The organism is Bradyrhizobium diazoefficiens, assembly GCF_016612535.1.
GTDB classification, from domain to species: Bacteria; Pseudomonadota; Alphaproteobacteria; order Rhizobiales; family Xanthobacteraceae; genus Bradyrhizobium; species Bradyrhizobium diazoefficiens_C.
On record NZ_JAENXS010000002.1, the window covers coordinates 1,449,294 to 1,470,623 of the forward strand.

General features: G+C 64.1%; 19 protein-coding genes and 1 pseudogene. 5 read left to right on the forward strand and 15 right to left on the reverse strand.

Going from position 1 to position 21,330, the window contains the following annotated elements:
- Positions 1-633, forward strand: coding sequence for a 5,6-dimethylbenzimidazole synthase (gene bluB / locus JJE66_RS23820; RefSeq protein WP_200516912.1), 633 nt, complete (start codon positions 1-3; stop codon positions 631-633).
- A 717-nt stretch (positions 634-1,350) separates the two neighbouring features.
- Positions 1,351-3,369: a caspase family protein gene (locus JJE66_RS38690; RefSeq protein WP_200516913.1), complete on the forward strand. Its 2,019-nt coding sequence runs from the start codon at positions 1,351-1,353 to the stop codon at positions 3,367-3,369.
- A gap of 82 nt (positions 3,370-3,451) precedes the next feature.
- Here JJE66_RS38690 and JJE66_RS23830 read toward each other — a convergent pair whose 3' ends face one another.
- On the reverse strand, positions 3,452-4,354 hold the full coding sequence (locus JJE66_RS23830) for a LysR family transcriptional regulator (protein WP_200516914.1): 903 nt from the start codon (positions 4,352-4,354) through the stop codon (positions 3,452-3,454).
- A gap of 131 nt (positions 4,355-4,485) precedes the next feature.
- Here JJE66_RS23830 and JJE66_RS23835 point away from each other — a divergent pair, with 131 nt between their 5' ends.
- Both JJE66_RS23835 and JJE66_RS23840 read left to right on the forward strand, forming a co-directional pair.
- Positions 4,486-5,424: a ring-cleaving dioxygenase gene (locus tag JJE66_RS23835; RefSeq protein WP_200516915.1), complete on the forward strand. Its 939-nt coding sequence runs from the start codon at positions 4,486-4,488 to the stop codon at positions 5,422-5,424.
- Positions 5,421-6,050 carry an alpha/beta hydrolase gene (locus tag JJE66_RS23840; protein WP_200516916.1) on the forward strand — a complete coding sequence of 210 codons (630 nt, stop codon included), beginning with the start codon at positions 5,421-5,423 and terminating at the stop codon, positions 6,048-6,050. Before JJE66_RS23835 ends, JJE66_RS23840 begins: the two co-directional genes overlap by 4 nt.
- A gap of 68 nt (positions 6,051-6,118) precedes the next feature.
- Here JJE66_RS23840 and JJE66_RS38190 read toward each other — a convergent pair whose 3' ends face one another.
- Complete coding sequence (locus tag JJE66_RS38190; RefSeq protein WP_311979954.1) at positions 6,119-6,616, reverse strand: methyl-accepting chemotaxis protein; 498 nt, start codon at positions 6,614-6,616, stop codon at positions 6,119-6,121.
- Between JJE66_RS38190 and JJE66_RS38195 the strand changes: the two genes are divergently transcribed.
- Positions 6,603-7,157, forward strand: a complete 555-nt coding sequence (locus tag JJE66_RS38195; RefSeq protein ID WP_246756711.1) for a hypothetical protein — start codon at positions 6,603-6,605, stop codon at positions 7,155-7,157. The two genes, JJE66_RS38190 and JJE66_RS38195, sit on opposite strands and share 14 nt — an antisense overlap.
- Here JJE66_RS38195 and JJE66_RS38985 read toward each other — a convergent pair.
- The 13 genes and pseudogenes from JJE66_RS38985 to JJE66_RS23905 all read right to left on the reverse strand — a co-directional run.
- Positions 7,095-7,778 (reverse strand): annotated as a pseudogene (locus JJE66_RS38985) (MCP four helix bundle domain-containing protein); the annotation flags it as partial. The gene JJE66_RS38195 and the pseudogene JJE66_RS38985 sit on opposite strands and share 63 nt — an antisense overlap.
- A 26-nt stretch (positions 7,779-7,804) precedes the next feature.
- Positions 7,805-8,125 carry a plastocyanin/azurin family copper-binding protein gene (locus tag JJE66_RS23850; protein WP_200516918.1) on the reverse strand — a complete coding sequence of 107 codons (321 nt, stop codon included), beginning with the start codon at positions 8,123-8,125 and terminating at the stop codon, positions 7,805-7,807.
- Positions 8,126-8,156: 31 nt separating this feature from the next.
- A complete protein-coding gene (locus JJE66_RS23855) occupies positions 8,157-9,242 on the reverse strand; it encodes a cytochrome-c peroxidase (protein ID WP_200516919.1) in 1,086 nt (361 codons plus the stop codon).
- A 592-nt stretch (positions 9,243-9,834) separates the two neighbouring features.
- Positions 9,835-11,328 (reverse strand): ABC transporter substrate-binding protein, encoded by a 1,494-nt coding sequence (locus tag JJE66_RS23860; protein ID WP_200516920.1) that lies wholly within the window; start codon positions 11,326-11,328, stop codon positions 9,835-9,837.
- Positions 11,329-11,383: 55 nt separating this feature from the next.
- On the reverse strand, positions 11,384-12,397 hold the full coding sequence (locus JJE66_RS23865; RefSeq protein ID WP_200516921.1) for an ABC transporter ATP-binding protein: 1,014 nt from the start codon (positions 12,395-12,397) through the stop codon (positions 11,384-11,386).
- Positions 12,394-13,410 (reverse strand): ABC transporter ATP-binding protein, encoded by a 1,017-nt coding sequence (locus JJE66_RS23870; protein WP_409362842.1) that lies wholly within the window; start codon positions 13,408-13,410, stop codon positions 12,394-12,396. The genes JJE66_RS23865 and JJE66_RS23870 overlap by 4 nt, the downstream gene beginning before the upstream one ends.
- Complete coding sequence (locus tag JJE66_RS23875; protein ID WP_200516923.1) at positions 13,410-14,303, reverse strand: ABC transporter permease; 894 nt, start codon at positions 14,301-14,303, stop codon at positions 13,410-13,412. The genes JJE66_RS23870 and JJE66_RS23875 overlap by 1 nt, the downstream gene beginning before the upstream one ends.
- Complete coding sequence (locus JJE66_RS23880; RefSeq protein ID WP_200516924.1) at positions 14,300-15,250, reverse strand: ABC transporter permease; 951 nt, start codon at positions 15,248-15,250, stop codon at positions 14,300-14,302. The genes JJE66_RS23875 and JJE66_RS23880 overlap by 4 nt, the downstream gene beginning before the upstream one ends.
- 84 nt (positions 15,251-15,334) lie before the next feature.
- Positions 15,335-16,756 carry an amidase gene (locus JJE66_RS23885; protein ID WP_200516925.1) on the reverse strand — a complete coding sequence of 474 codons (1,422 nt, stop codon included), beginning with the start codon at positions 16,754-16,756 and terminating at the stop codon, positions 15,335-15,337.
- A gap of 122 nt (positions 16,757-16,878) precedes the next feature.
- Entirely contained in the window at positions 16,879-17,814 is a 936-nt protein-coding gene (locus JJE66_RS23890; protein WP_200518744.1) for a carbohydrate kinase, read from the reverse strand.
- Between the two features lie 17 nt (positions 17,815-17,831).
- Positions 17,832-19,478 carry an FGGY-family carbohydrate kinase gene (locus JJE66_RS23895; protein WP_200516926.1) on the reverse strand — a complete coding sequence of 549 codons (1,647 nt, stop codon included), beginning with the start codon at positions 19,476-19,478 and terminating at the stop codon, positions 17,832-17,834.
- Between the two features lie 38 nt (positions 19,479-19,516).
- Complete coding sequence (locus JJE66_RS23900) at positions 19,517-20,290, reverse strand: SDR family NAD(P)-dependent oxidoreductase (RefSeq protein ID WP_200516927.1); 774 nt, start codon at positions 20,288-20,290, stop codon at positions 19,517-19,519.
- A 19-nt stretch (positions 20,291-20,309) separates the two neighbouring features.
- Positions 20,310-21,317 (reverse strand): ABC transporter ATP-binding protein, encoded by a 1,008-nt coding sequence (locus tag JJE66_RS23905; protein ID WP_200516928.1) that lies wholly within the window; start codon positions 21,315-21,317, stop codon positions 20,310-20,312.
- Positions 21,318-21,330 lie beyond the last annotated feature (13 nt).

Consider the following 21,330-nt stretch of genomic DNA (forward strand, 5'->3'; position numbering starts at 1 on the left):
ATGGTCGAGTTCGACGACACCTTCCGCCGGCAATTACGCGAGCTGTTCGTATGGCGCCGCGACTTGCGCCGCTTTCGCACCGACGCGCTGCCGGATGGCGCCGTCGATCGCCTGATCGAGACGGCTTGTCTGTCACCCTCGGTCGGCCTCAGCCAGCCGTGGCGCTTCGTCATCGTCGACAATGCCGCACGGCGCCGCGCCGTGATCGACGACTTCAAGAGCTGCAACGCCGACGCGCTGAATTGCTACACCGGCGAGCGCGCCAGCCGCTATGCCGCGCTCAAGCTGTCGGGCCTTGAGCAGGCGCACAGCCACCTCGCAGTGTTCGCGGACAAGGCCGGCGACATCGGCCACGGCCTCGGCCGCGCAACCATGCCCGAGACAACGGAATATTCGGTGGTGGCCGCGATCACTGCCATGTGGCTCGCCGCACGCGCGGAAGGTATCGGGCTCGGCTGGGTCTCGATCCTCAATCCGGAGCGGATCCACAGCGCGCTCGACGTGCCCGCCTCCTGGAAATTCATCGCCTATCTCTGCATCGGATATCCCGAGGCGGAGTGCGACCAGCCCGAGCTCGAGCGGGCGAAGTGGGAGCATCGGCGCAGCGCAAGCGAATTCACGCTGCGGCGCTAACCAGTGGCTGCGAATGAACATTCACATGCGCATTTTTCATCAATTGTGGTGGTCAGGCTTTCACGTTATGGTCAGGGATAATTTTTGCGAAACATTTCATGACTGAGCGGCCCGCTCCTGCCCGCGTCGTGCCGGCGGTTGCCCGCCGCGATTTCATTCGCCTTGCGGGCGCAACTGCAGCGGGATTCCTTGCGCTCGGCGCAATGCCGGACCGCATGCGAATCGTCGCCTCGATCACCAGCCTGTCGCTCGACGACGAACTGACCAGACGAAACATGACCGAAAGTTCGACCTCTCGCCTTGGTGGGCTGATCGCAGGGTTGAGGCAGCGTGGCTGGGTCGAAGGGGTCAACTGTCGTTTCGAAATCCGTTCGAGTTCCGCCCGTTCGAGCACTGCCGCGACGTCGAGCTGGCGGCGCCGTCGATGTCATCAGCCGCGTGCGAGAGCGCCGCGCGTGAACTCACAGCCCTTCGAGAGGCGTCTATGCGCGCGCTGGATGACCTGCTCGCGCCTGCCGAGCAACGCTCGGTCTCCTGGGGCGTGGACTCACAAGCACGCGAGACAGAAATTTGTCAGTGACGGACGTCGACCAAGGGGTTGACGTCGCTAGTCGCCCGGTTGCACTGTTGGCAGGTGACTGACTGTGCCGAAGGTCACAATCTGCTTCACGATCGGCATTTTATTCTCAAAGCATTTCTTTCAAGCTGGAGATACCGATGAAAATCCGGTCATCCCCTTGGGCGTTTCTTCTAATTCTGCTTTTGCTCTTTCCGCTGGCGATCCCCGACAAATGTCTTGCAGATGCGAGGGTAGCCCTCGTCATCGGAAATGGCGCCTATCGCAATGTCCCACGGTTGACCAATCCCGCGAACGACGCCACCGATGTTGCGGCCGCACTCAAGGCCGTCGGATTTGAGACAATCGTGGCGACCGATCTCGATCGGGCCGGTATGGACGAGATTGCAATTCGCTTCGCCCGCGTAGCACAAAACGCGGACATTGCCCTCTTGTACTATAGCGGCCACGCCCTGCAATTTGCCGGTGTCAACTATCTGGCTCCCACCGACACGCAAATGAAGGACGTCGCAGATCTGCGGCGCCTGGTGCGCCTCGACGATATGGTCGCCGACCTTCAGCAGGCCAAGAACTTACGTATTCTCGTGCTCGACGCCTGCCGCGATAACCCGTTTGCCAATGAGCTGCGACGGTCGCTCGGGTCCAGCCGGGCCGTTTCCGTGCAACGGGGATTGGCCAAGCTGGACAATGCGAAAGGCATGATCGTCGCATACGCCACCCAGTCCGGACAGACGGCGGAGGACGGTGATGGTCGCAACAGTCCGTACACCAAAGCATTTCTCGAAAACATTAAGGCGCCGGAAGAGATCGGAACGATTTTCCGCAGAGTTAGTTCGGACGTCTATGAAACGACAAAGCACGGCCAGTTGCCCGAGCTTTCGCTGTCGATCATCGGGGAGTTCTATCTGCACGGAAAAGTGGAAGTTGCGCTGACTCCCCAGCAATCAGGCTTGTCGCGAACGTTGCTAGGTACGCCGTTCAACGCTTCCGAGGTACCGTTCCTGTGCGATCAATGTCGCGAACAGATCAGAACTTCGTTTGTCGGTCAATCATTGCATTCCGCGCTCGTCTTGTCGTTTGACGGTGGATCCTACTGGTCAACAGGACGGCGCACCGCTCTCGAGGCACGAGCCAGCGCACTCGCTCAATGCTTGATTGCCAATCGGCAGGCCTGCTTCGTTTACGCAATCGATGGCCGGATCAGTTGGGACGAACCACCCCCGCCCCTGCCAATCGAACCGTGGTTTTCATCAAACCCCGCTGCCGCCAGGCCATTTAACATCCAGGAAATCGGGGCAATCCGCCCGGATGATCGGGAGAGGGCGGCACGGTTGTATCGGGAGTTTCACGGCAAGGCCCTCGCCGTTGGAGCAGACTGGCAGTGGACAATGACGGGCCGAGCCAATTCTGACAAGGAAGCCGCACGCGTAGCATTGCAGCGATGTGCCTACATAACCCATTCGCCGTGTCGTGTGGCCGCGATCGCCGATTCCCTCATCGCCGACCACAACGTCCTGGATGCGGTGCCCCGCTCGATCCCCGCAGCACCGCTATCACAAGCCGTGACCGGGCCGGACTATGCATTGACGGGACCTGAGCTCAGACTGGACCAAATTCCGTTCGTCTGCGACCTGTGTCGCGAGCAGATCAAGCAGAATCTGAGCTCCAAACCCGATCATACTGCACTCGCTATTTCCTTCTCCGGTCGCTACTGGACAACCTGGGGTCGGGCCAGTGCTGAAGAGGCCCGGACGCGCGTCCTTGGTGGATGTTTGGGCGCATCTCAGTCGATGTGCTTCGTCTATGCCGTTGACGGAAAGATTGTCTGGAAGGAAGCCCCCTTGGACATCCCGCCTGCACCCTGGTTCACTCACGCAGGCGAGAGGCCTCTCGCCGTCAACGATCCCGGCGTCTTTTCCGACAACGCACGAAAGTTCATCGAGAAGTTCTACACTCCGGCTTCCGGCCAGAAAGCAATCGCCATGGGTCAGGGCGGCTACCTGGGGGTAGCGTTCGATCCGCAACTGAAGACCGAGAATGAGGCGGCGCGGCTCGCGCTCGATCGCTGCGGATTCCTGGTACAGGCGACCTGCCGGATCATTGCGGTCAACGATAGCTATGTCGTCGAGGCTGATTCGCTTGCGCAGCTCCGGCGTTGACGCGGCATATCGGTCTCGTTTGTCACATCGATCAGCGGCCAGCAGCGGTCTCGGATTCTCAGATGTATCTTTTTGGTCCTTATCAGACCTCACGTTCGTTCCCTGCACTGAAACGCTCGACCAGAAAATCGATAAACAGCCGCACCTTCACTGACAGGTGCCGCGTCGGCGGATAGACCGCATAGAGCGCGAGCGGCGGTGCAGAATAATTGTCCAGCACCGTCCGCAGTTCGCCCTTCCGCAAAGCATCGGCTGCGATGAACTCAGGCAGCAGCGCGAGCCCCCTGCCCTTGATCGCGACATCGCGCAAAACCTCGGCATTGTTGACGCAGAGCGACCAGGCGGGCTGGATCCAGTGATCGCCGTCGCGGCCTGTGAGCTTCCACTGATTGCCGGTGAGCAGGAAGCCGTAGGTCAGCGAGGCGTGGTCGCGCAGCTCCTGCGGATGCTTTGGCGTGCCGTGCCGCGCGAGATAATCCGGCGAAGCGCAGATCATGCGCGCCACTGGCATGATTTTTCGCGCTATCAAGCTCGAGGATTCCAATTCCGCGATCCGCAGCGTCACGTCAAAACCGTCCTGAACGGGATCGAGCAGATCGTCGCTGAGCACGATCTGGAGCTGAAGCTCGGGATAGCGCGCCATGAATTCAGCGAGCACGGGACCTAACCGCATCGTGCCGAACGACATCGGCGCATTGACGCGCAACAGGCCCCGCGGCGCCGACTGCGCTTGCGCCACCGCGTGGTCGGCGGCCTCGATCTCCGACAGGATGACGACCGCGCGCTCGAAATAGCGCTGGCCATTCTCGGTCGGGCTGGCGTGGCGGGTGGTCCGGTTCAGGAGCTGGACGCCGAGGCTCTCCTCGAGGTCGGCGATGTACTTGCTGATCGCCGAGCGCGACAACCGCAATTGCCGGCCGGCTTCCGCAAAGCTGCCGCTTTCGACCACTTGGACGAAAGCCCGGAGGCTGGCGACCTTATCCAAGGTCCGGCCCGGGCAATTGTTTCCAAATCGTAGACATAGCGGTCATATTTGCATGGATTGTCTCCAATCCAAAGCGGAACGATATTTCCGGCCAGAGAGCAAGACCGCTCCCCGAACTTTGGAGGACGACAATGTCTGGACTGCACCACGTCACCGCGATCGCCGGCGACCCCATCAGGAATTTCGGCTTCTACACCCGCGATCTCGGCCTGCGCTTCGTCAAGAAGACGGTCAATTTCGACGATCCCGGCACCTATCACTTCTACTATGGCGACGAGACCGGCCGGCCCGGCACCATCCTGACTTTCTTTCCCTGGGCCGGCGTGCCGGCCGGGCGCCGCGGCGTCGGCGAGACCCATCAGACCGCCTTCCGCGTGCCGCAGCGCTCGCTCGGCTACTGGACCCAGCGTTTCACCGAGAAGGGCATCGCCTACGAGGCGCTGGAGAAGCGTTTTGGCGAATCCGTGCTGCCGTTCACCGACCCTGATGGCATGGCGCTCGCGCTGGTCGGCATTCCCGGCGTCGAGCACGAGCCCGGCTGGAGCAATGGCGACGTGCCGGCCGAGCACGCGATCCGCGGCTTCCACGGCGTGACGTTGCTGCTCGACAGCGCGACGAAGACGGCTGCCGTTCTCACCGACGTGTTCGGCTTCAAGGAGACCGGACGCGAAGGCTCCGTGATCCGCTTCAAGGCGCCTGGCGACGCCCAGGGAAGCGTCGTCGACATCTACGAGGCCAAGGGCTTTTTGCGTGGGCATCAGGGCGGCGGCTCGGTGCATCACATCGCCTTCCGCGCAGCGGACGATGCCGAACAGAGCCAGATGGCGCAAAAGCTCGTTACGAACCACGGCCTGCGCCCGACCGAGCAGAAGGACCGCAACTACTTCCGCTCGATCTATTTCCGCGAACCCGGCGGCGTGCTGTTCGAGATCGCCACCGATATTCCCGGCTTCGCCGTTGACGAACCCGTCGCGACGCTGGGGCGCGACTTGAAGCTGCCGAGTTTCCTCGAGCCGCAGCGCAAGCAGATCGAGGGTGTCCTGCCCCACCTCGAAGAAAGCATGTCATGACCGAGAACACATTCATCCATCGTTTCGAGCCCGCGACCAACGCGGGCTCGGTCCCGCTCCTGCTGCTGCACGGCACCGGCGGCGACGAGAACGATCTGCTCGGGCTTGGTAAGATGATCTCACCCGGCTCCGCCCTGCTCTCGCCGCGCGGCCGCGTGCTCGAACACGGCATGCCGCGCTTCTTCCGCCGCCTGGCCGAAGGCGTGTTCGACGAGGAGGACGTGCGCCGACGCGCGCTCGAACTCGGCGATTTCGTCGCGGATGCACAGCAGCGATATGGCATCGCAGCACCGGTTGCGGTCGGCTTCTCCAACGGCGCCAACATCGCAGCCGCGCTGTTGCTGCTGAAGCCGGACGTGCTTGCAGGCGCAATCCTGCTCCGTGCGATGGTGCCGCTGTCCGATCCACCCAAGGCGGAGCTTATCGGCAAGCCCGTTCTGCTGTTGTCCGGGCAGGCTGATCCAATCGTGCCGGCGAGCAATTCGGCAAAGCTTGCGGCGATGTTGTCGGAAGCAGGAGCGCGTGTCGACCACAAGGTCTTACCGGCAGGCCATCAATTGTCGCAAGCCGACGTGACGCTCGCCCGCAACTGGATCGGCAACATCGCCGCCGCAGAAGCGGCCTGACCAAACAAGGAGGCACATCGTTTAGAGACGATGTGCCATCCTGCCTGCCGAACCCTCGATGCCGCCGCTTACGCCGCGACATTCGACAGGAACCGGTCCACCGACGAGCGCAGCTGCGTGGCCTGGCCGGACAGGTCGTGCGCCGTGGCGAGAACCATATCGGCCGTGCGGTTGGCGGTGTCGGTCGCCTCCGCCGTTCCGGCAATGCTGCGCGCGACCTGCGCCGTGCCGGCGGCCGCCTGCCCGATATTCCTCGATATCTCGCCGGCCGCTTCATTCTGCTGGGCGACCGCAGCCGCGATCCGTCCGGTAAAGCCGTCGATGTCGCCGATGATCAGCGCGATGGCACCGACATTCTCGACCGCCAGCCGGGTCGCCGACTGCACCTCGGTGATCTGGGACGAAATCTCCTCCGTGGCCTTTGCCGTCTGCGTCGCCAGCGCCTTCACCTCCGAGGCGACGACTGCAAAGCCCCTGCCCGCCTCGCCAGCCCGCGCCGCTTCGATCGTGGCGTTGAGCGCGAGCAGATTGGTCTGGCCGGCGATGGTCCTGATGAAGCCGACCACCTCGTCGATCTGCTGCGCCGCGCTCGCCAGCCTGCCGATGGTCTGGTTGGCGGATTCCGCCCATGCCGGACGCCCGCTGTACGATCGTGGTGGCATCCGCAAGCTGGGCCGTGATCGCCTGCACGGATTGGCCGAGCTGGGTCGCGGCAGTTGCCACCGTCTGAACGTTGGCCGAGGTGTCCTTCGCCGTCGAAGCCGCCTCGTTCGATTGTGTACCGGCGGCACGCGAGGTCGAGGCGAGGCTCTGCGCCGTGTCGGTCAGCTCGCCGGTCATGCGCGCGGTATGGCTCAACACCGTGCTGAAGGCGGAGCGGAAGGCATCGATCTCCGCTTCGAGACGCTGCCGGCGATTGGTCTGCTCCGCGCTGCTCTGATCCTTGGCGGTGCTCACGGCAAGATCGTCGTCGGCCCGAATCTTGAGGCTCGCCTGCATGACTGCAAGCGACTTGAGAAGACGGCCAAGCTCGTCACGGCGACGGACCACGATATCGTCCGCGAAATTACCGGCCGCCACACGTTCGGCGACCCGCACTGCGGCTGAGATCGGTCGGCTCATCGAGTAGGAGAATGCGAGCGCAATGATCAACCCGATCGCGACAGTTCCGACGGCAATCGACAGCATCGTCGTTCGCGCCGATTCCACGGCTCCTTCGGCCGCCGTACGATAGTCATATCCGTAAGCGGCCACGAGCTCGACGAGATCGTCGATCGACGCCATCAGCTTGTCACCCTGCTGCGCAAGCAGAAAACTCGTCGGGATCTCCGTCGTGCCACCCGGCGACGGCTTCAATATCTTGAGCACGGCACCCGACCAGTCCTTGAGCTGGGCCTCGACCTTTTCGCGCGTTGCCGTGACGTTGGGCGCAGCGATGCGCTCACGAACCACATTGAGGTCTTCGTTGGTACTGCGCATCAGCGATTCAAACTGCGTCACCAGTTCTCCGGAGCTGCCCGCGACCAGCCCACGCTGGAGCAGAAGACGCGCATCGTGCAGGCCGGCATGGGCGGAGCGCGCGTGGTTGATCCCCATCAGGGGACCGTCATAGAGACGTACGACCATGTCGCCGGAGTTGCCGATGGCGCGGATGCCGTAGAACGCAATGCAGCAGGCAAGCATGATCACGACACTGAAGGCGCCGAAAATCTTATAGCGTATGGACATCGTCAACTCCGGTGCCTGGCAATCGGTTAGTCGGTCACCTTGACCATCATCTTCATGCGCGGGTGAATGGCGCAGATCACCTGCACATCTCCCGCTTCCTTGAAGGTGACATCCGTCGAGGTGCCGGGCGCCTGCGAACCCAGGTTGAACTCATTGCCCTTGCTGGCCGACATGATGTTGTGCGGCACGGTGTCGTCGTTGAGGAAGGTGACGGCTTCGCCCTTCTTGACCGAGATGGTCTCGGAGGAGAAGGCCCGTCCCTGCTGGTGGATCACTTCGGTCGCGGCATAGGCGCCGACCGAGAAGCCGGCAACGATCACGCAGGTGAACAGAGCGATTGTGCGCATGAGAATATCCTTCGAGTTCAGCGTGGCGAGTTCAGCGTGGCAGGACCGGCACGGCCGTGGGTTCGAGCTCGCTGGTCAAGGTCTTGAGGAAAGCGACGAGATCGGCCTTCTCCTGCGCCGTCAATCCGAGCGGGCGCATGAGATCGGATCGGCTGGGGCGGTCGACGCCGCCATGGTCGTAGTGGTCGATGACCGCTTCGAGCGTTGCGAGCGAGCCGTCATGCATGAAAGGACTGCGACGGTTGATCTCGCGCAGGCCGGGCGTCTTGAACGCGTGCTGCATCTTGATCACCCCCGGCAGATATTCGCCGCGGCCGATGTCGGTGCTCGGCAGGCCGATATCCTGAAAGCCCTCGTTGGTGAAGTTCCAGCCCTCGTGGCAGGCCGCGCATTGCGCCTTGCCGTTGAACACGGCGAAGCCACGCTTGGCTGCTTCGGGGATGGCCTTCTCGTTGCCTTCGATCCAGGCGTCAAACGGTGCGCGCTCCGAGACGACCGTGCGCTCATAGGTGGCGATCGCCTGCGCCAGTGCCTTGGCCGTCATGCCCTGGCCGGGAAAGCTCGCGTCGAACATCGGCTTATATTCGGGAATACTCGCCAGCCGGGCCATCAAGTCGTCGAGCTTCATATTCATCTCGCCGGGCGACTGGATCGGACCGAGCGCCTGATCTTCCAGCGTCGGAAGTCGTCCATCCCACATGAAGATCGCGCTCCAGGCGGCGTTGACGATAGTCGGCGAGTGGCGCCCGAGCTTGGCCATGCCGTGGCCGACGCCGACGGCGAGCCCGTCACCCCAACCGAAACCCGGACTATGGCAGCTGGCGCATGACTGCGCAGAGCTTACCGAGAGACGCGTGTCGAAATACAACTTCTTGCCGAGCGCCGCCTTGTCGGGCGTGTAGGGATTGTCCTTCGGGAAAGGGATCGAAGCGGGCCTACGGTACTGCGCCTTCAACGCGTCGAGACTGCTCGGTGCCTTCTGCGTGATCTCGGCCTTGCGGCTTTCGCCGACCACGGCGGCGCCAAAACCGATCGTGCTGAAGCCGAGAACGCCGAGCGCGGCCGATGCAATCGTTCCGGCGAGGATGCGCGAACGATAGGAGCCCAGCTCCGGCATGCAAATGTCCCCCAAAAGGGTGCCATTCGCGACACCGAAAAAATACGTGGAAGCAACGCGCAATGAAGATCGTGGTGAATTTAGCGGCAAATCGTTAAATAGATCGTACCGGTCAAATCATTCGGCAATCGCTTTTCGGCATTTCAGCACTCATAAGGTGCGGGAAGAAACGGCAGCAAACGAAGAGTTGTGCAATGGACGAGGGATATCGCCTCACAGCGACCCGGCTCGTCATCGTCGAGCCGAAGACAGGCCGAGCTGGGTTTATGAGGTGAGCATCATCCGTAGAATTACGACCCGCGCGATCCAAATGCCTTGCGGGCGGACGACCGTCGCTGTTTCGGATACTGGTCCGGCAAATGCTGGTCGGCCAGGCATCGAGAATCTCCGACAGTGGCATTATGCCGGTGTTTTGCCCGACGGAGCAAGGTATTTCGGTAAGACCGAAACTTAGTCAAGCCTATCAGGCCCATCGCTACGGTGCATGGGGTTGTTTTTCAGAGTATGTTTTGGTGACGTCAAACGAATGGCCTCTCCCCGATGGGAAGAGGCCATTGCAGAACCAACAGTTTCGACTTGCTGACGCGGCCCCCTACTCCCAGGCCCAGGTCGAGAAATCGTTCTCGAACTGCGGCACGTCCTTCCAGACGCCCTTCAGCTTCTTGCTGATGACGGTGGGCCATTGCGGCTGGTACAGGAAGCCGGCCACCGCGTCGGTCGCCAACATGCGCTGGGCATCGCCGAGCAATTTTGCGCGGCCGGCCTCATCAGGCGTCGAGACGATCTGCTTGTAGAGCGCGTTGAACGTCTCGTTGTTGTAGCCGAGATAATAGTCGGGCTCGGTCAGCTTGACGAGATCGAACGGTTCGACATGGGAGACGATAGTGAGGTCGTAATTGTGCGGCCCGTTGGGGGCGAACACTTGCGACAGCCACTGCGCCCACTCGACGTTCTCGATCTTGGCGACGATGCCGACCTTGGCGAGCTGGGCCGCGAGGATTTCTCCGCCCTGCCGCGCGTAAGGCGGCGGCGGCAGCTTCAGGCTGAGCTCGAGCGGCGCGGTGATGCCGGCCTCGCTGAGCAGCTTCTTGGCCTTCTCGGGATCGTAAGGATTGATTCCGGTGGTGTCGACATAACCGAGCGATCCCGGCGTGTAGAAGCTGCCGATCGGCGTGCCGAACCCCTCGGCGGCGCCCTCGATCATCGCCTTGCGATCGATCGCGGCGAGAATGGCGCGGCGAACGCGGACGTCATCGAGCGGCTTCTTCTTCTCGTTGATGGCGACGATCGTCTTGGCCTTGGAGCCGCCAATCAGCACGGTGAAGCGCGGATCGCTCTTGAATTGAGCAACGACGCGGGTCGCAATGCGCGGAAACGCATCGACGTCGCCCGAGAGCAGCGCCGCCGCCTGCGCGGCGGGATCCGAGATGAAACGGATCGTCACCTTGGACAGCTTGATCGCAGAAGCGTTACGATAGTTGGCCCATTTGTTCAGGGTGATCGAAGAGCCCTTGGCCCAGGTGCCGAGCTGATAGGGGCCGGTTCCGACCGGCTGCGTGACGTTGGTGGCAGCGCTCTTCGGCTCGACGATCGAGCCGCTCGCCTGTCCCAAGAGGAACGGCAGGTTCGGCTCGGCATTTTTCAGGCTGATCACGACCGTGTCGGCGTCAGGCGCATCGACCTTCTCAAAACCCTGGAACAGGCTCTTGTCCTTGTTGGTGCTGGTCGGCGCCGCGTTGCGCTCGAACGAGAACTTCACGGCCGCGGAGTCGAACGGCTCGCCGTTCTGGAATTTGACGCCCTTGCGCAGCTTGAACGTGAAGGTCTTGAGGTCCGGCGAGGCGGTCCAGCTCTCGGCCAGCAGCGGCGAGGTCGAGCCGTCCTGGTTAATCTTGGTCAGGGTCTCGTAGATGTTGTAGAGCGTGACCTCGGCGATCGCGGCGGCAGCCGCGTTGGTGGGATCGAGCCCCGGCGGCTCTAGCGTCATTCCCATGATGACGCTGTCCTTCTTGCTCTGCGCGAGCACCGGCAGAGGTGCTGCGGCAAGCGCTGCGGCAAATGCGATGACCGATAATTTCCTGAACATGCGTAACTCCCCTGCCTTCTCTGTTCTCAAGCCTACGCCAATCCCGCAGCGGACGCTAACCTTCCATGGCGACTTGCGGCAACGCCATCACCGCCTCCGCCTTGTGGCAGGCGGCAAGGTGCCCCTCGCCCACCCTGCGTAGCTCAGGTGGAACCTCGCGGCAATGCTGGTCGGCGAGCGGACAGCGCGCCGCGTAAGGACATCCGGCAGCAGTCGCCGATTGCGAGGCGATCTGCGAGGCGATCACTTGGGCCCCGCGCCGGCGCCGGCCACCGGCGTGCGCGCGCGGCACGGCGTCGAGCAGCGCCCGCGTATAGGGATGGGCGCAGTGCTCGAACAAATCCTCCGGCCGCCCCTGCTCGACGACCCGGCCGAGATACATCACCGCGACCTCGTCGCAGAGGTAATCGACGACGGCGAGGTCGTGGCTGATCAGGACGTAGCTCAACCCGAACTGCTCCTGGAGGTCCTGCATCAGGTTCAGGACCTGCGCCTGCACGGAGACGTCGAGCGCGGAGACCGGCTCGTCCGCGACGATCAGCCTCGGTTGCGTGATCAGCGCGCGCGCGATCGCGATGCGCTGGCGCTGGCCGCCGGAGAATTCGTGCGGGTATTTGTCCATGTCCGCTTCGCGCAAGCCGACCTGCCGCAACACCGCGGCGACGCGGGCGCGGAAACTGGTGCGGTCGGCGTCATCCAGCACGGTGACCGGCTCGGCGACGATGCGTGCGACGGTCTGGCGCGGGTCGAGCGATCCGTAAGGGTCCTGGAACACCATCTGGAAATCGCGCCGCGCACGGCGCAATTCGTCGGGGGAAATGCGGTTGAGGTCGCGACCCAGCAGCGTGACCTGCCCCGCGGTCGGTCGCTCCAGCGCCATCACCATCCGCGCGAAGGTCGACTTGCCCGAGCCGGACTCACCGACGATGCCAAGGCTCTTGCCGCTGGCGACCTGCACGCTGACGCCGTTGAGCGCGCGCACCTCTCCGGGCGGACGAAACAGGCTCTCGCGCGGCAGCGCGTAGCGCTGCTCGAGATTTCTGACGTCGAGAAGAGGTGCTGCGGTCATGCGGACAGCGTCCCGGCGTTTTCGGCCATCGACACATCCGTCCTGATGCAGCGCACGCCATGGCCAGGGCCGACGTCCACAACGGGTGGAAGCGCGGAGCGGCATTGATCGATCACAAGGGGACATCGATCGGAAAAGGCGCAACCCACCGGCAAATCGGCGAGCTCCGGCACCGTGCCCGCGATCGTCGTCAGCCGCGTCCCCTTGCGCGCGCCGAGCCGCGGGCGGGCACGAAACAGGCCCTGCGTATAGGGATGACCCATGCGGCGGAATACCTCGTCGGTCGGCCCGCTCTCGATCACGGTGCCGCCATACATCACCATCATGCGCTGCACGTTCTCGGCGATGACGCCGAGATCGTGCGAGATCAGGATCATCGACATGCCGCGCTCCTCGACGAGATCGGCAATGAGATCGAGGATCTGGCCCTGGATGGTGACGTCGAGCGCGGTGGTCGGCTCGTCCGCGATCAATAAATCGGGCTCGCAGGCGAGCGCCATGGCGATGGTGACGCGCTGGCGCTGGCCGCCGGAGAACTGGTGCGGATAGGCATCGATGCGCTTTGCCGGATCGGGCAGCCCGACGCGGTCGAGCAAGGCGATTGCCTCTCTCCGTGCCTGCGCGGCGGAATATTTCTTGTGACGCCGCAGCGGCTCGGCGACCTGATGGCCGATCGCGTGCATCGGGTTCAGGGCCGTCATCGGCTCCTGGAAAATCATGCTGATGCGGTTGCCGCGCAAGCCGCAATACTCCGCATCCGGCAACCGCGCGAGCTCGCGCCCGTCGAAACGGATGCTGCCGGTCACGACCGCACTGTCCGGCAACAACCCCATCAGCGACAACGCCGTGACCGACTTGCCGCAGCCGGACTCGCCGACGAGTCCGAGCGTCTCGCCACGCTTCAGCGCAAAACTGACGCCGCGCACGGCTTGCGCCGGGCCGCGGCTGGTGTTGAGGCGGACGCCGAGACCAGCGACTTCGATCAGCGGCACGGTTGCGGGATCAGCCATCATCACCGCTCCCGCGCCAGTCTGGGGTCGAACAGGTCGCGCAAGCCGTCGCCGAGCAGATTGAGGCCGAGCACGGCGATCGCGATCGCAGCACCCGGGTAGACTGCGAGCATCGGCGACTGGAACAGCATGGTCTGCGCATCGTTCAGCATGCGGCCCCAGGACGGTTGCGGCGGCTGCGTGCCGAGGCCGAGATAGGACAGCGCGGCCTCGGCGAGGATCGCCAGCGCGAACTGGATGGTCGCCTGCACGATCAAGATCGACAGGATGTTCGGCAAAACGTGCTCGATGGTGATGCGGAACTTGCCCTTCCCCGAGGCGCGCGCCGCCAGCACGAATTCGCGCGCCCAGATTGCGTTGGCCGAGCCGCGTGTCAGCCGGGTCAAGGTCGGGATCTGGAAGATGCCGATCGCGATGATCGAGGTTACCATGCCTGGGCCTGCGACCGCTGCCAGCATGATCGCCGAGAGCACCGCCGGAAAGGCGAAGGTGAAGTCGGAGAAGCGCATGATGATCTCTTCGGTCCAGCCGCGCCTGGCCGACGCAATCAGGCCAAGACAGACGCCGAAGGTGAGACCGATGCCGACTGCGATGATGCCGACCAGGATGGTGGAGCGGGCGCCGGCAAGCAGCAGCGAGACGATGTCGCGGCCGAAGGTATCGGTGCCGAGCCAGTGCGCCGCCGACGGCGGCCGGAGTTTCGAGGCGATATCGATCTCGTAGGGCGACCAGGGCGTCCACACCAGCGAGAGCAACGCCGAGCCGATCACCAGCAGGCTGAGCGCGCCGCCCAGCACGAAGCTGCGATGGCGCAGCGCACGGCCCCAGAACGTCTTGGCCGGTAAGGGGCGCGTTGCGACCGGCGCGTCAACCGAAGTGGTCAGGGGCGCGCTCACAAATCGTGAACCTTGATGCGGGGATCGATGAAGGCGTAGAGCACGTCGACCACGAAATTGACGACGACGACCATGGCCGCGAGCAGCATCACGCAGTTGCGCACCACGATCAGGTCGCGGTTGGCGATCGACTGGAAGATCAGCCGGCCGAGGCCCGGCAGATAGAATACGTTCTCGATGACGATGGTGCCGGCGAGCAGATTGGCGAATTGCAGGCCCATCACCGTCATCACCGGGATCATGGCGTTGCGCAGCACGTGGCTCCACAACACCTCGCGCTTGCCGAGCCCCTTCGCGCGCGCGGTGCGGACGAAGTCTTCGCGCAGCACTTCCAGGACCGCGGAGCGGGTGACGCGGGCAAGGATCGCGGCCTGCACCACCGCGAGCGAGATCGACGGCAGCAGCAGCGATTTGACGCCAGGCCAGATGCCGTCGTCCCAGCCGGCAAAGCCGCCCGCGGAGAGCCATTGCAGCCGTACCGCGAACAGCAGCACCAGGAGAATCGCGAACCAGAAATTCGGCAGCGCGATGCCCACCTGCGTCAGCGACATCACGCCGACATCGCCGAGCTTGTTGTGGTTGGCGGCGGTGTAGATGCCGGCCGAGAGCGCCAGCGTCACCGTGATCAGCATCGACATGATCGCGAGCGGAATGGTCAGCACCAGCCGCTCCGCGATCAGGGCGCCGACGGGCGTGCCGTAGACATAGGAGTTGCCGAGATCGCCGACCAACAGTCCCTTGATCCAGTACAGGTAACGAACCGCCAGCGGCTGATCGAGCCCGAGCTTGACGGTGAGCGCGCGCACAGCATCCGCCGAGGCGTCTGCGCCCATCAGCATCTGCGCGGCATTGCCCGGCAGCGCATCCAGCACCAGGAAAATGATCACGGATGCGCCGACCAGCGTCGCCAGCAAGGTCAGGACACGTCGGAGGACGAATACGCTCATGCGCGTTCAGGTTCGGGGCTCATGAGCGGCACGATCAACATGTCCGGACGCCGGACGCAAGCCCTTTGCCGCATGTGCCCCATCTCAGCTCGGCCAGCGGGCGAGAAGGTCGTGGGAGGCCTCGAACAGCGCGCTGACACGCAGCAATTCCGCATCGGCCCTGAAGCGGCCGACGAGCTGGAGCCCGATCGGGAGGCCATCGCGGCCGAAGCCGCAGGGGAGACTGATCGCGGGGTGGCCGGTCATGTTGAACGGCATGGTCCAGGGGAACCAGTGCGGCCGGACGCTGTCGAAATGCGCCCCATCGATTTCGATGGTGCCGAACAGGTCCTGGTCGATCGGCAGCGCGGTGCGGGTGATGGTCGGCATCGCCAGAAGGTGTCCGCGCGCAAGCAGGGATTGCACGCGACGGAACAACGCCGTGCGCGCGAACATCGCCTCCTGATAGGCGATGCCGCTGACATTGGTCGCAAGCGCGACCTGCTTGACGAAGGCTTCGCTGAGCACGTCGCCGTGCTCGGCCACGAGCTTGGCAAAGCGCGTGCGCCAGACCGTGTGGTTGATGGCGCGCCAGATCGGCTCGATGTCAAACCCCTCGCCGGAAAACTCTTCCAGCTCGGCACCGAGGCTCGCGAGCCGATCGAGGCTCGCCTTGAAGGCCGTGGCGACATCTGATGACACCGGGCGTCCGGGCGGCGAGGCGCAGAACAGGATTTTCTGCCCGCGCAGATCGCCCCGCGGCGCGGCGGTGCCGATGAAATCGGGCACGGGCACGCCGATCGACCAGGGATCGCAGGCATCCTCGCCGGTCATCGCCTGCATCATCAGCGCGGTGTCGGCGACATCGCGCGTCATCGGCGTGATGTAGGTCTGGTTGCCGAAGGCGTCGAGCGCCTGGCTGTGCGCGATCACGCCATTGCTTTGCTTGAGCCCGACCACGCCGTTGCAGGCGGCGGGAATCCGCGTCGAGCCGCCGCCATCGGTTGCGATCGCAAGTGGCGCGATGCCGCTCGCCACTGCCACGGCCGCGCCGCCGCTGGAGCCGCCGGAGCAGCGCTCTGCACTCCAGGCGTTGCGGGTACGGCCGAACAACGGTGAATCGGTCAGGCACTTGCTGCCGAATTCCGGTGTGGTGGTCTTGCCGATCAGGATCGCACCTTCGGCGCGCAGCTTTGCGACCGCGACCGCGTCCTCAGCGGGCACATTGTCCTTATACGGGACGGCGCCGAAGGTGGTCTTCACGCCCTTGGTGTTGACGATGTCCTTGACGGTGACGGGAAGCCCGTGCAGCAGACCGAGTGACTCACCCGCCATCATTTTGCGCTCGGCCTCGCGCGCTTCCGCTATCGCTTCGTCGCCACAGAGGGTGATGAAGCAGTTCAGTTCGGGCTGGAGTGCCTCGGCGCGGGCGAGCACGGCGCGCGTGATCTCGACCGGGGAGACCTGCTTGCTAATGACGCGTTCGCGCAGCTCGATGGCGGAGAGGAAACAGAGATCGTTGCTCATAAGGACAGGCTCGCGTCAGGACGCGCGGACCTTGCCAGCGCGCACCTCACCTGTCCATTTCTGCCGACGCATGGCCGCACTCCGCCGGAACATCCCGGACACTGCAGAAACCCTGACGCGGACTACCCGCTCCAATTAATCTCGTAGCTCCAGGGCGGATCAGCGCCCGGGCGGGTGCAGGTGAGACCGGCGCAATTGGCGGCAAAGGACAGCGCGCGGCGAAGCTCGTCGGCGCTGATATCCTTCAATTGCTGCCGGGCGAGACGCCTCTGCTTGTGCAGGGCGAACAGCAGCGCCGCCTGAAAACTGTCGCCGGCGCCGATGGTGTCGGCAACCGCAACCATAGGCGCTTGCACTTCGATCTGCCCTGCTCTTGAATGCCAGGCGATGGCGCCGTTGTTGCCGCGGGTGACGACGACGAGGCTTGTCCCTTGTCCCAACAGCGCGCTCGCGCGTTGCCGATACGGCTCCTCGCCAAAGAGATAGGCGAAGTCGACATCCGACATCTTGATGAGATCGGCAGTCGCTGCGAATTCGGCCATGCGGACGAGGTAGGCCGGCTTGTCCTGGACCAGATTGGGCCGGCAGTTCGGATCGAAGGAGATCGTCGACGACATCAGCGCGTCCGCGATCAGGGCCTTGGTCTCGGCCGCGCCCTGGTCGTTGACCAGCGTGGTCGAGCCGACATGGAGCGCCTCGATGTTCGCAAAGGGAATGGACCCGCGCCGGTAGGTCCAGCTCCGCGTCGCGGTCTCGGCATCATAGAAGGCGTAATGCGACTCGCCCGCGACGATGCGCACGAAGGCGAGCGTGGTCTGGTGATCGCTGCGGGTGGCAAGATCGAGCTGGACGTTCGAGGCCGTGGCGTGGTCGGCGATCATGCGGCCGAACAAATCGGTCGAGATGCCGCCGACGAAGCCCGTGGGCGCGCCGAGCCGCGCCATGCCGATCGCGACGTTGAGGCAGGAGCCGCCGACCGCCGGCATCACCGCCTCGCGTCCATCCGCGTTTTGGGTCGGCACGAAGTCGATCAGCGCGTCGCCGCAGGAAATCAGCATCTCTTTCAACCAGTCCTTCAGCCCTTGGCGATATCGCGCATCGCCGCACGGCTGCCGCGATCGATCTCGCGCAGCAGCTTGTAGACCTCGCGCTTGCGGGTGTGAAACGCGGCCATGGCGGGTGTGGTCGGCTCGCTCTGTCCTCCCAGCGCCGACATTTTCGCCATGGTCTCGCCGATCGAGGCATAGGCACCGCCGGCGACCGCCCCGAGCATCGCGGCGCCGAGCAGCACCGGCTCCTGCGTCTGCGGCAGCGCGACCGTGAGGGCCGTGGTATCGGCCATGATCTGCCGCACCAGCGGACTGCGGCTGGCGCCGCCACCCATGATCATGATGCCTGCATGAACGCCCTGCGCGGCAAAGGCCTCGATCACCTCGGCGAGTCCATAAGCGAGCCCGCACAGGCCGGCGAGAAACAGCCGCTCCATCGCACCGACATCGGTATCGAGATCGAGGCCCGCGATCACCGCGCGCGTATCGGGGTCGGCATAGGGCGAGCGATTGCCGATGAATTCCGGAAGCACATGGACGTTGCGCGCCAGTAGCGCCGCGCGGCTCGCATCGCCCGTGCGCGCGATGATGCGGCGTTCGAGATAGGTGATGAGGTCGACGCCCTCGCCGCGCGCCGCCGCACTGGCCTCGGCATGGCCGGGATGCGACTTGAGGAGATGGTCGATCGCAGCTCCCGCGGCCGACTGGCCGCCCTCGTTGAGCCAGAAGTCCGGCACCATGCCGGAATAATAGGGACCCCAGACGCCGGGCACGAAGCACGGCTGCTTGGTCGTCGCCATGATACAGGCCGACGTTCCCATGATGTAGGCGAGGCGATCGCAGACATCCGTCGTTCCGCCCGTTCCGTCGCGCCCGCCGATCGCGCCGATGCCGCCGGCATGGGCGTCGATCAGGGACGCCCCCACCGGCGTGCCCGGCGACAGGCCGAGGTCGGCGGCGGCGGCGCGGGTGAGACCGGCGCCGAGCCGCGTGCCGGGGGCGACGATTTCGGTGCCGATGCGGGCGTATTTTTCGCCGACGAAGTCCGACAGCCCGATGCGCTTGAAGAATTGCGGGCTCCAGCCGCCACCGTCATGGGCAAGATAGTTCCATTTGCAGGTGACGGTGCAGGTCGAGCGCTGGAGCGAGCCGGTCGCGCGCCAGGTCAGATAATCTGCCAGATCGAAAAAATGTCCGGCGGCATCAAAACTCGCGCGCAGATGCCGCTTCAGCCACAACAGCTTCGGCATCTCCATCTCGGGCGAGATCGAGCCGCCGACATAGCGTAACACCGCATCCTCGGTCTCGTTGATCAGCCGCGCCTCGGCCGTGGCGCGGTGATCCATCCAGACGATGACGTTGCGCTGTGCCTGACCGGAGGCGCTGACCGTGACCGGCTCGCCCTGGCGGTCGAGCACCACCAGGGAACAGGTCGCGTCGAAACCAACGCCGCCGACGCTGTCGGGCGCGACCGCTGCTTCCGCCATTGCTGCCCGCACCGATTTGACGCAGGCCTCCCAGATGTCCTGGGACGACTGCTCGACGATATCGCCGGCCTCGTGCCAGATCCGGATCGGATGCCTGGCGGTCGCGAGCAAGGTGCCGGCCTCGTCAAACACCCCCGCCCGCGTGCTCGTGGTCCCCACGTCGACGCCGATATACGCTCGCGGCATTGTCGCTCCCGGTCGCTCTCGTCAATTTTGACGCAAGCCTACCAGCAAGTGTAGCCGCCATCCACCAGCACGATGCTGCCGGTCATCAGGCTCGCGGCCTCCGAGGCCAGGAACAAGACGACCGAGGCGATCTCCTCGACCTGTCCCATCCGGGCCATCGGAGTTCCACCGATCCAGGCGTCGTACATTTTCGGGGTGCTTTTCACGAAAGCGTTGAGCGGCGTGTCGATATAGGTCGGCGCCACCGCATTGACGCGGATGCCGCGCGTGCCCCATTCGGCGGCGAGCGACTTGGTCAGATGGTGCACGCCGGCCTTGGAGGCATTGTAGAAGCACTGCTCCTGCGGCTTGTTGACGATGAAGCCGGACATCGAGCCGACGTTGACGATAGCACCGCTCCTGGCATTGAGCATGTGCTTGCCGAATTCCCGGCAGCACCAGAAGGTGCCGTTGAGATTGACGTCGATGACGTTGAGCCAATGCTCGTCGGTGACCGTCTCCGCCGGGGTTTCGCTCCGCGCGATGCCGGCATTGTTGACGAGGATGTCGACCTTGCCGTGGCGGGCGACCAGATCGTTCGCCACCTCCGCCACCCGCTTGGTGTCGGTGACGTCCATGATCGCGGTCTCGACGTCAAATCCCTTCGCCTTCATGCCGGCCTTGGCGTCGCCGGCGACCTTGCTGTCGCGATCGCCGATGATCACCTTGGCGCCGGCTTCGGCCAGCGCTTCCGCGCAGGCAAGGCCAATGCCCTGCCCGCCGCCGGTGATGAACGCGGTTTTGCCGCTCAGCTTGAATTTTTCCAGGTACATGGCGGTCTTCCGTTTCTTGTTAGCCCCGAATGGCGTTGCCGCTCTGGTCGAAGCGGTGGATGCGCGTGGGGTCAGGCACCAGCGAGACGCGATCACCTGCATGCAGGCTCAATTCGCCGATGTAGCGCGCCGTCAGCATCCCGAGCGGCCCGGCATCGACATAGAGGAACGTGTCGCTGCCGAGATGCTCGGCGACGGCGATCGTCCCCTGCCAGCCGCCTGCACCCTCGCGCTCGATCTTGAGGTGCTCGGGCCGCACCCCGATAGTGGTGGCGCCTTGCTGCTTGGCCGGCTCGCCGGTCACGAGATTCATTTTTGGGGAACCGATGAAGCCAGCGACGAAGAGATTGGTGGGCCTCTCGTAGAGCTCGAGCGGCGAGCCGTATTGCTCGATCTTGCCGCCGTTGAGCACGACGATCTTGTCGGCCATGGTCATGGCCTCGACCTGATCGTGGGTGACGTAGATCGCGGTGGTGCCGAGCTGCTTCTGCAGCCGCGTCACCTCGATGCGCATCTGCACGCGCAGCGCTGCATCGAGGTTCGACAGCGGCTCGTCGAACAGGAACGCCTTGGGCTCGCGGACGATGGCCCGGCCAATCGCGACGCGCTGGCGCTGGCCGCCGGAGAGCTCGCGCGGCTTGCGGTCGAGATACGGTGTGAGGTTCAGCGTGGCGGCCGCCGCCTCGACTTTGCGGTTGGTTTCATCCTTAGAAAGGCCCGCCATCTTCAGGCCGAAGCCGATATTGCCGCGCACGCTCATATGGGGATAGAGCGCATAGGACTGGAACACCATGGACAGCCCGCGCTTGGCCGGCGGCGTGTCGACCACGTTCTTGCCGTCGATCAGGATCTTGCCGCCGGAGACATCCTCGAGCCCGGCGATCAAGCGCAAGAGCGTGGTCTTGCCGCAGCCGGAGGGACCGACGAACACCACGAAGGAGCCGTCGGCAATTTCGAGGTCGGCGCCCTTGATGATGTGCACGGGACCGAAGGATTTCTGCACGTCCTGAAGTGTGATCTGACCCATGATCCGGCAGCCC

Excerpts from the sequence above, each read along its gene's own strand:
- bluB (WP_200516912.1), top strand. The coding sequence starts at position 1 with ATGGTCGAGTTCGACGACACCTTCCGCCGGCAATTACGCGAGCTGTTC.
- JJE66_RS38690 (WP_200516913.1), top strand. The coding sequence starts at position 1,351 with ATGAAAATCCGGTCATCCCCTTGGGCGTTTCTTCTAATTCTGCTTTTG.
- JJE66_RS23835 (WP_200516915.1), top strand. The coding sequence starts at position 4,486 with ATGTCTGGACTGCACCACGTCACCGCGATCGCCGGCGACCCCATCAGG.
- JJE66_RS23840 (WP_200516916.1), top strand. The coding sequence starts at position 5,421 with ATGACCGAGAACACATTCATCCATCGTTTCGAGCCCGCGACCAACGCG.
- JJE66_RS38195 (WP_246756711.1), top strand. The coding sequence starts at position 6,603 with ATGAAGCCGACCACCTCGTCGATCTGCTGCGCCGCGCTCGCCAGCCTG.
- JJE66_RS23850 (WP_200516918.1), bottom strand. The coding sequence starts at position 8,125 with ATGCGCACAATCGCTCTGTTCACCTGCGTGATCGTTGCCGGCTTCTCG.
- JJE66_RS23855 (WP_200516919.1), bottom strand. The coding sequence starts at position 9,242 with ATGCCGGAGCTGGGCTCCTATCGTTCGCGCATCCTCGCCGGAACGATT.
- JJE66_RS23860 (WP_200516920.1), bottom strand. The coding sequence starts at position 11,328 with ATGTTCAGGAAATTATCGGTCATCGCATTTGCCGCAGCGCTTGCCGCA.
- JJE66_RS23865 (WP_200516921.1), bottom strand. The coding sequence starts at position 12,397 with ATGACCGCAGCACCTCTTCTCGACGTCAGAAATCTCGAGCAGCGCTAC.
- JJE66_RS23870 (WP_409362842.1), bottom strand. The coding sequence starts at position 13,410 with ATGATGGCTGATCCCGCAACCGTGCCGCTGATCGAAGTCGCTGGTCTC.
- JJE66_RS23880 (WP_200516924.1), bottom strand. The coding sequence starts at position 15,250 with ATGAGCGTATTCGTCCTCCGACGTGTCCTGACCTTGCTGGCGACGCTG.
- JJE66_RS23885 (WP_200516925.1), bottom strand. The coding sequence starts at position 16,756 with ATGAGCAACGATCTCTGTTTCCTCTCCGCCATCGAGCTGCGCGAACGC.
- JJE66_RS23890 (WP_200518744.1), bottom strand. The coding sequence starts at position 17,814 with ATGCTGATTTCCTGCGGCGACGCGCTGATCGACTTCGTGCCGACCCAA.
- JJE66_RS23895 (WP_200516926.1), bottom strand. The coding sequence starts at position 19,478 with ATGCCGCGAGCGTATATCGGCGTCGACGTGGGGACCACGAGCACGCGG.
- JJE66_RS23900 (WP_200516927.1), bottom strand. The coding sequence starts at position 20,290 with ATGTACCTGGAAAAATTCAAGCTGAGCGGCAAAACCGCGTTCATCACC.
- JJE66_RS23905 (WP_200516928.1), bottom strand. The coding sequence starts at position 21,317 with ATGGGTCAGATCACACTTCAGGACGTGCAGAAATCCTTCGGTCCCGTG.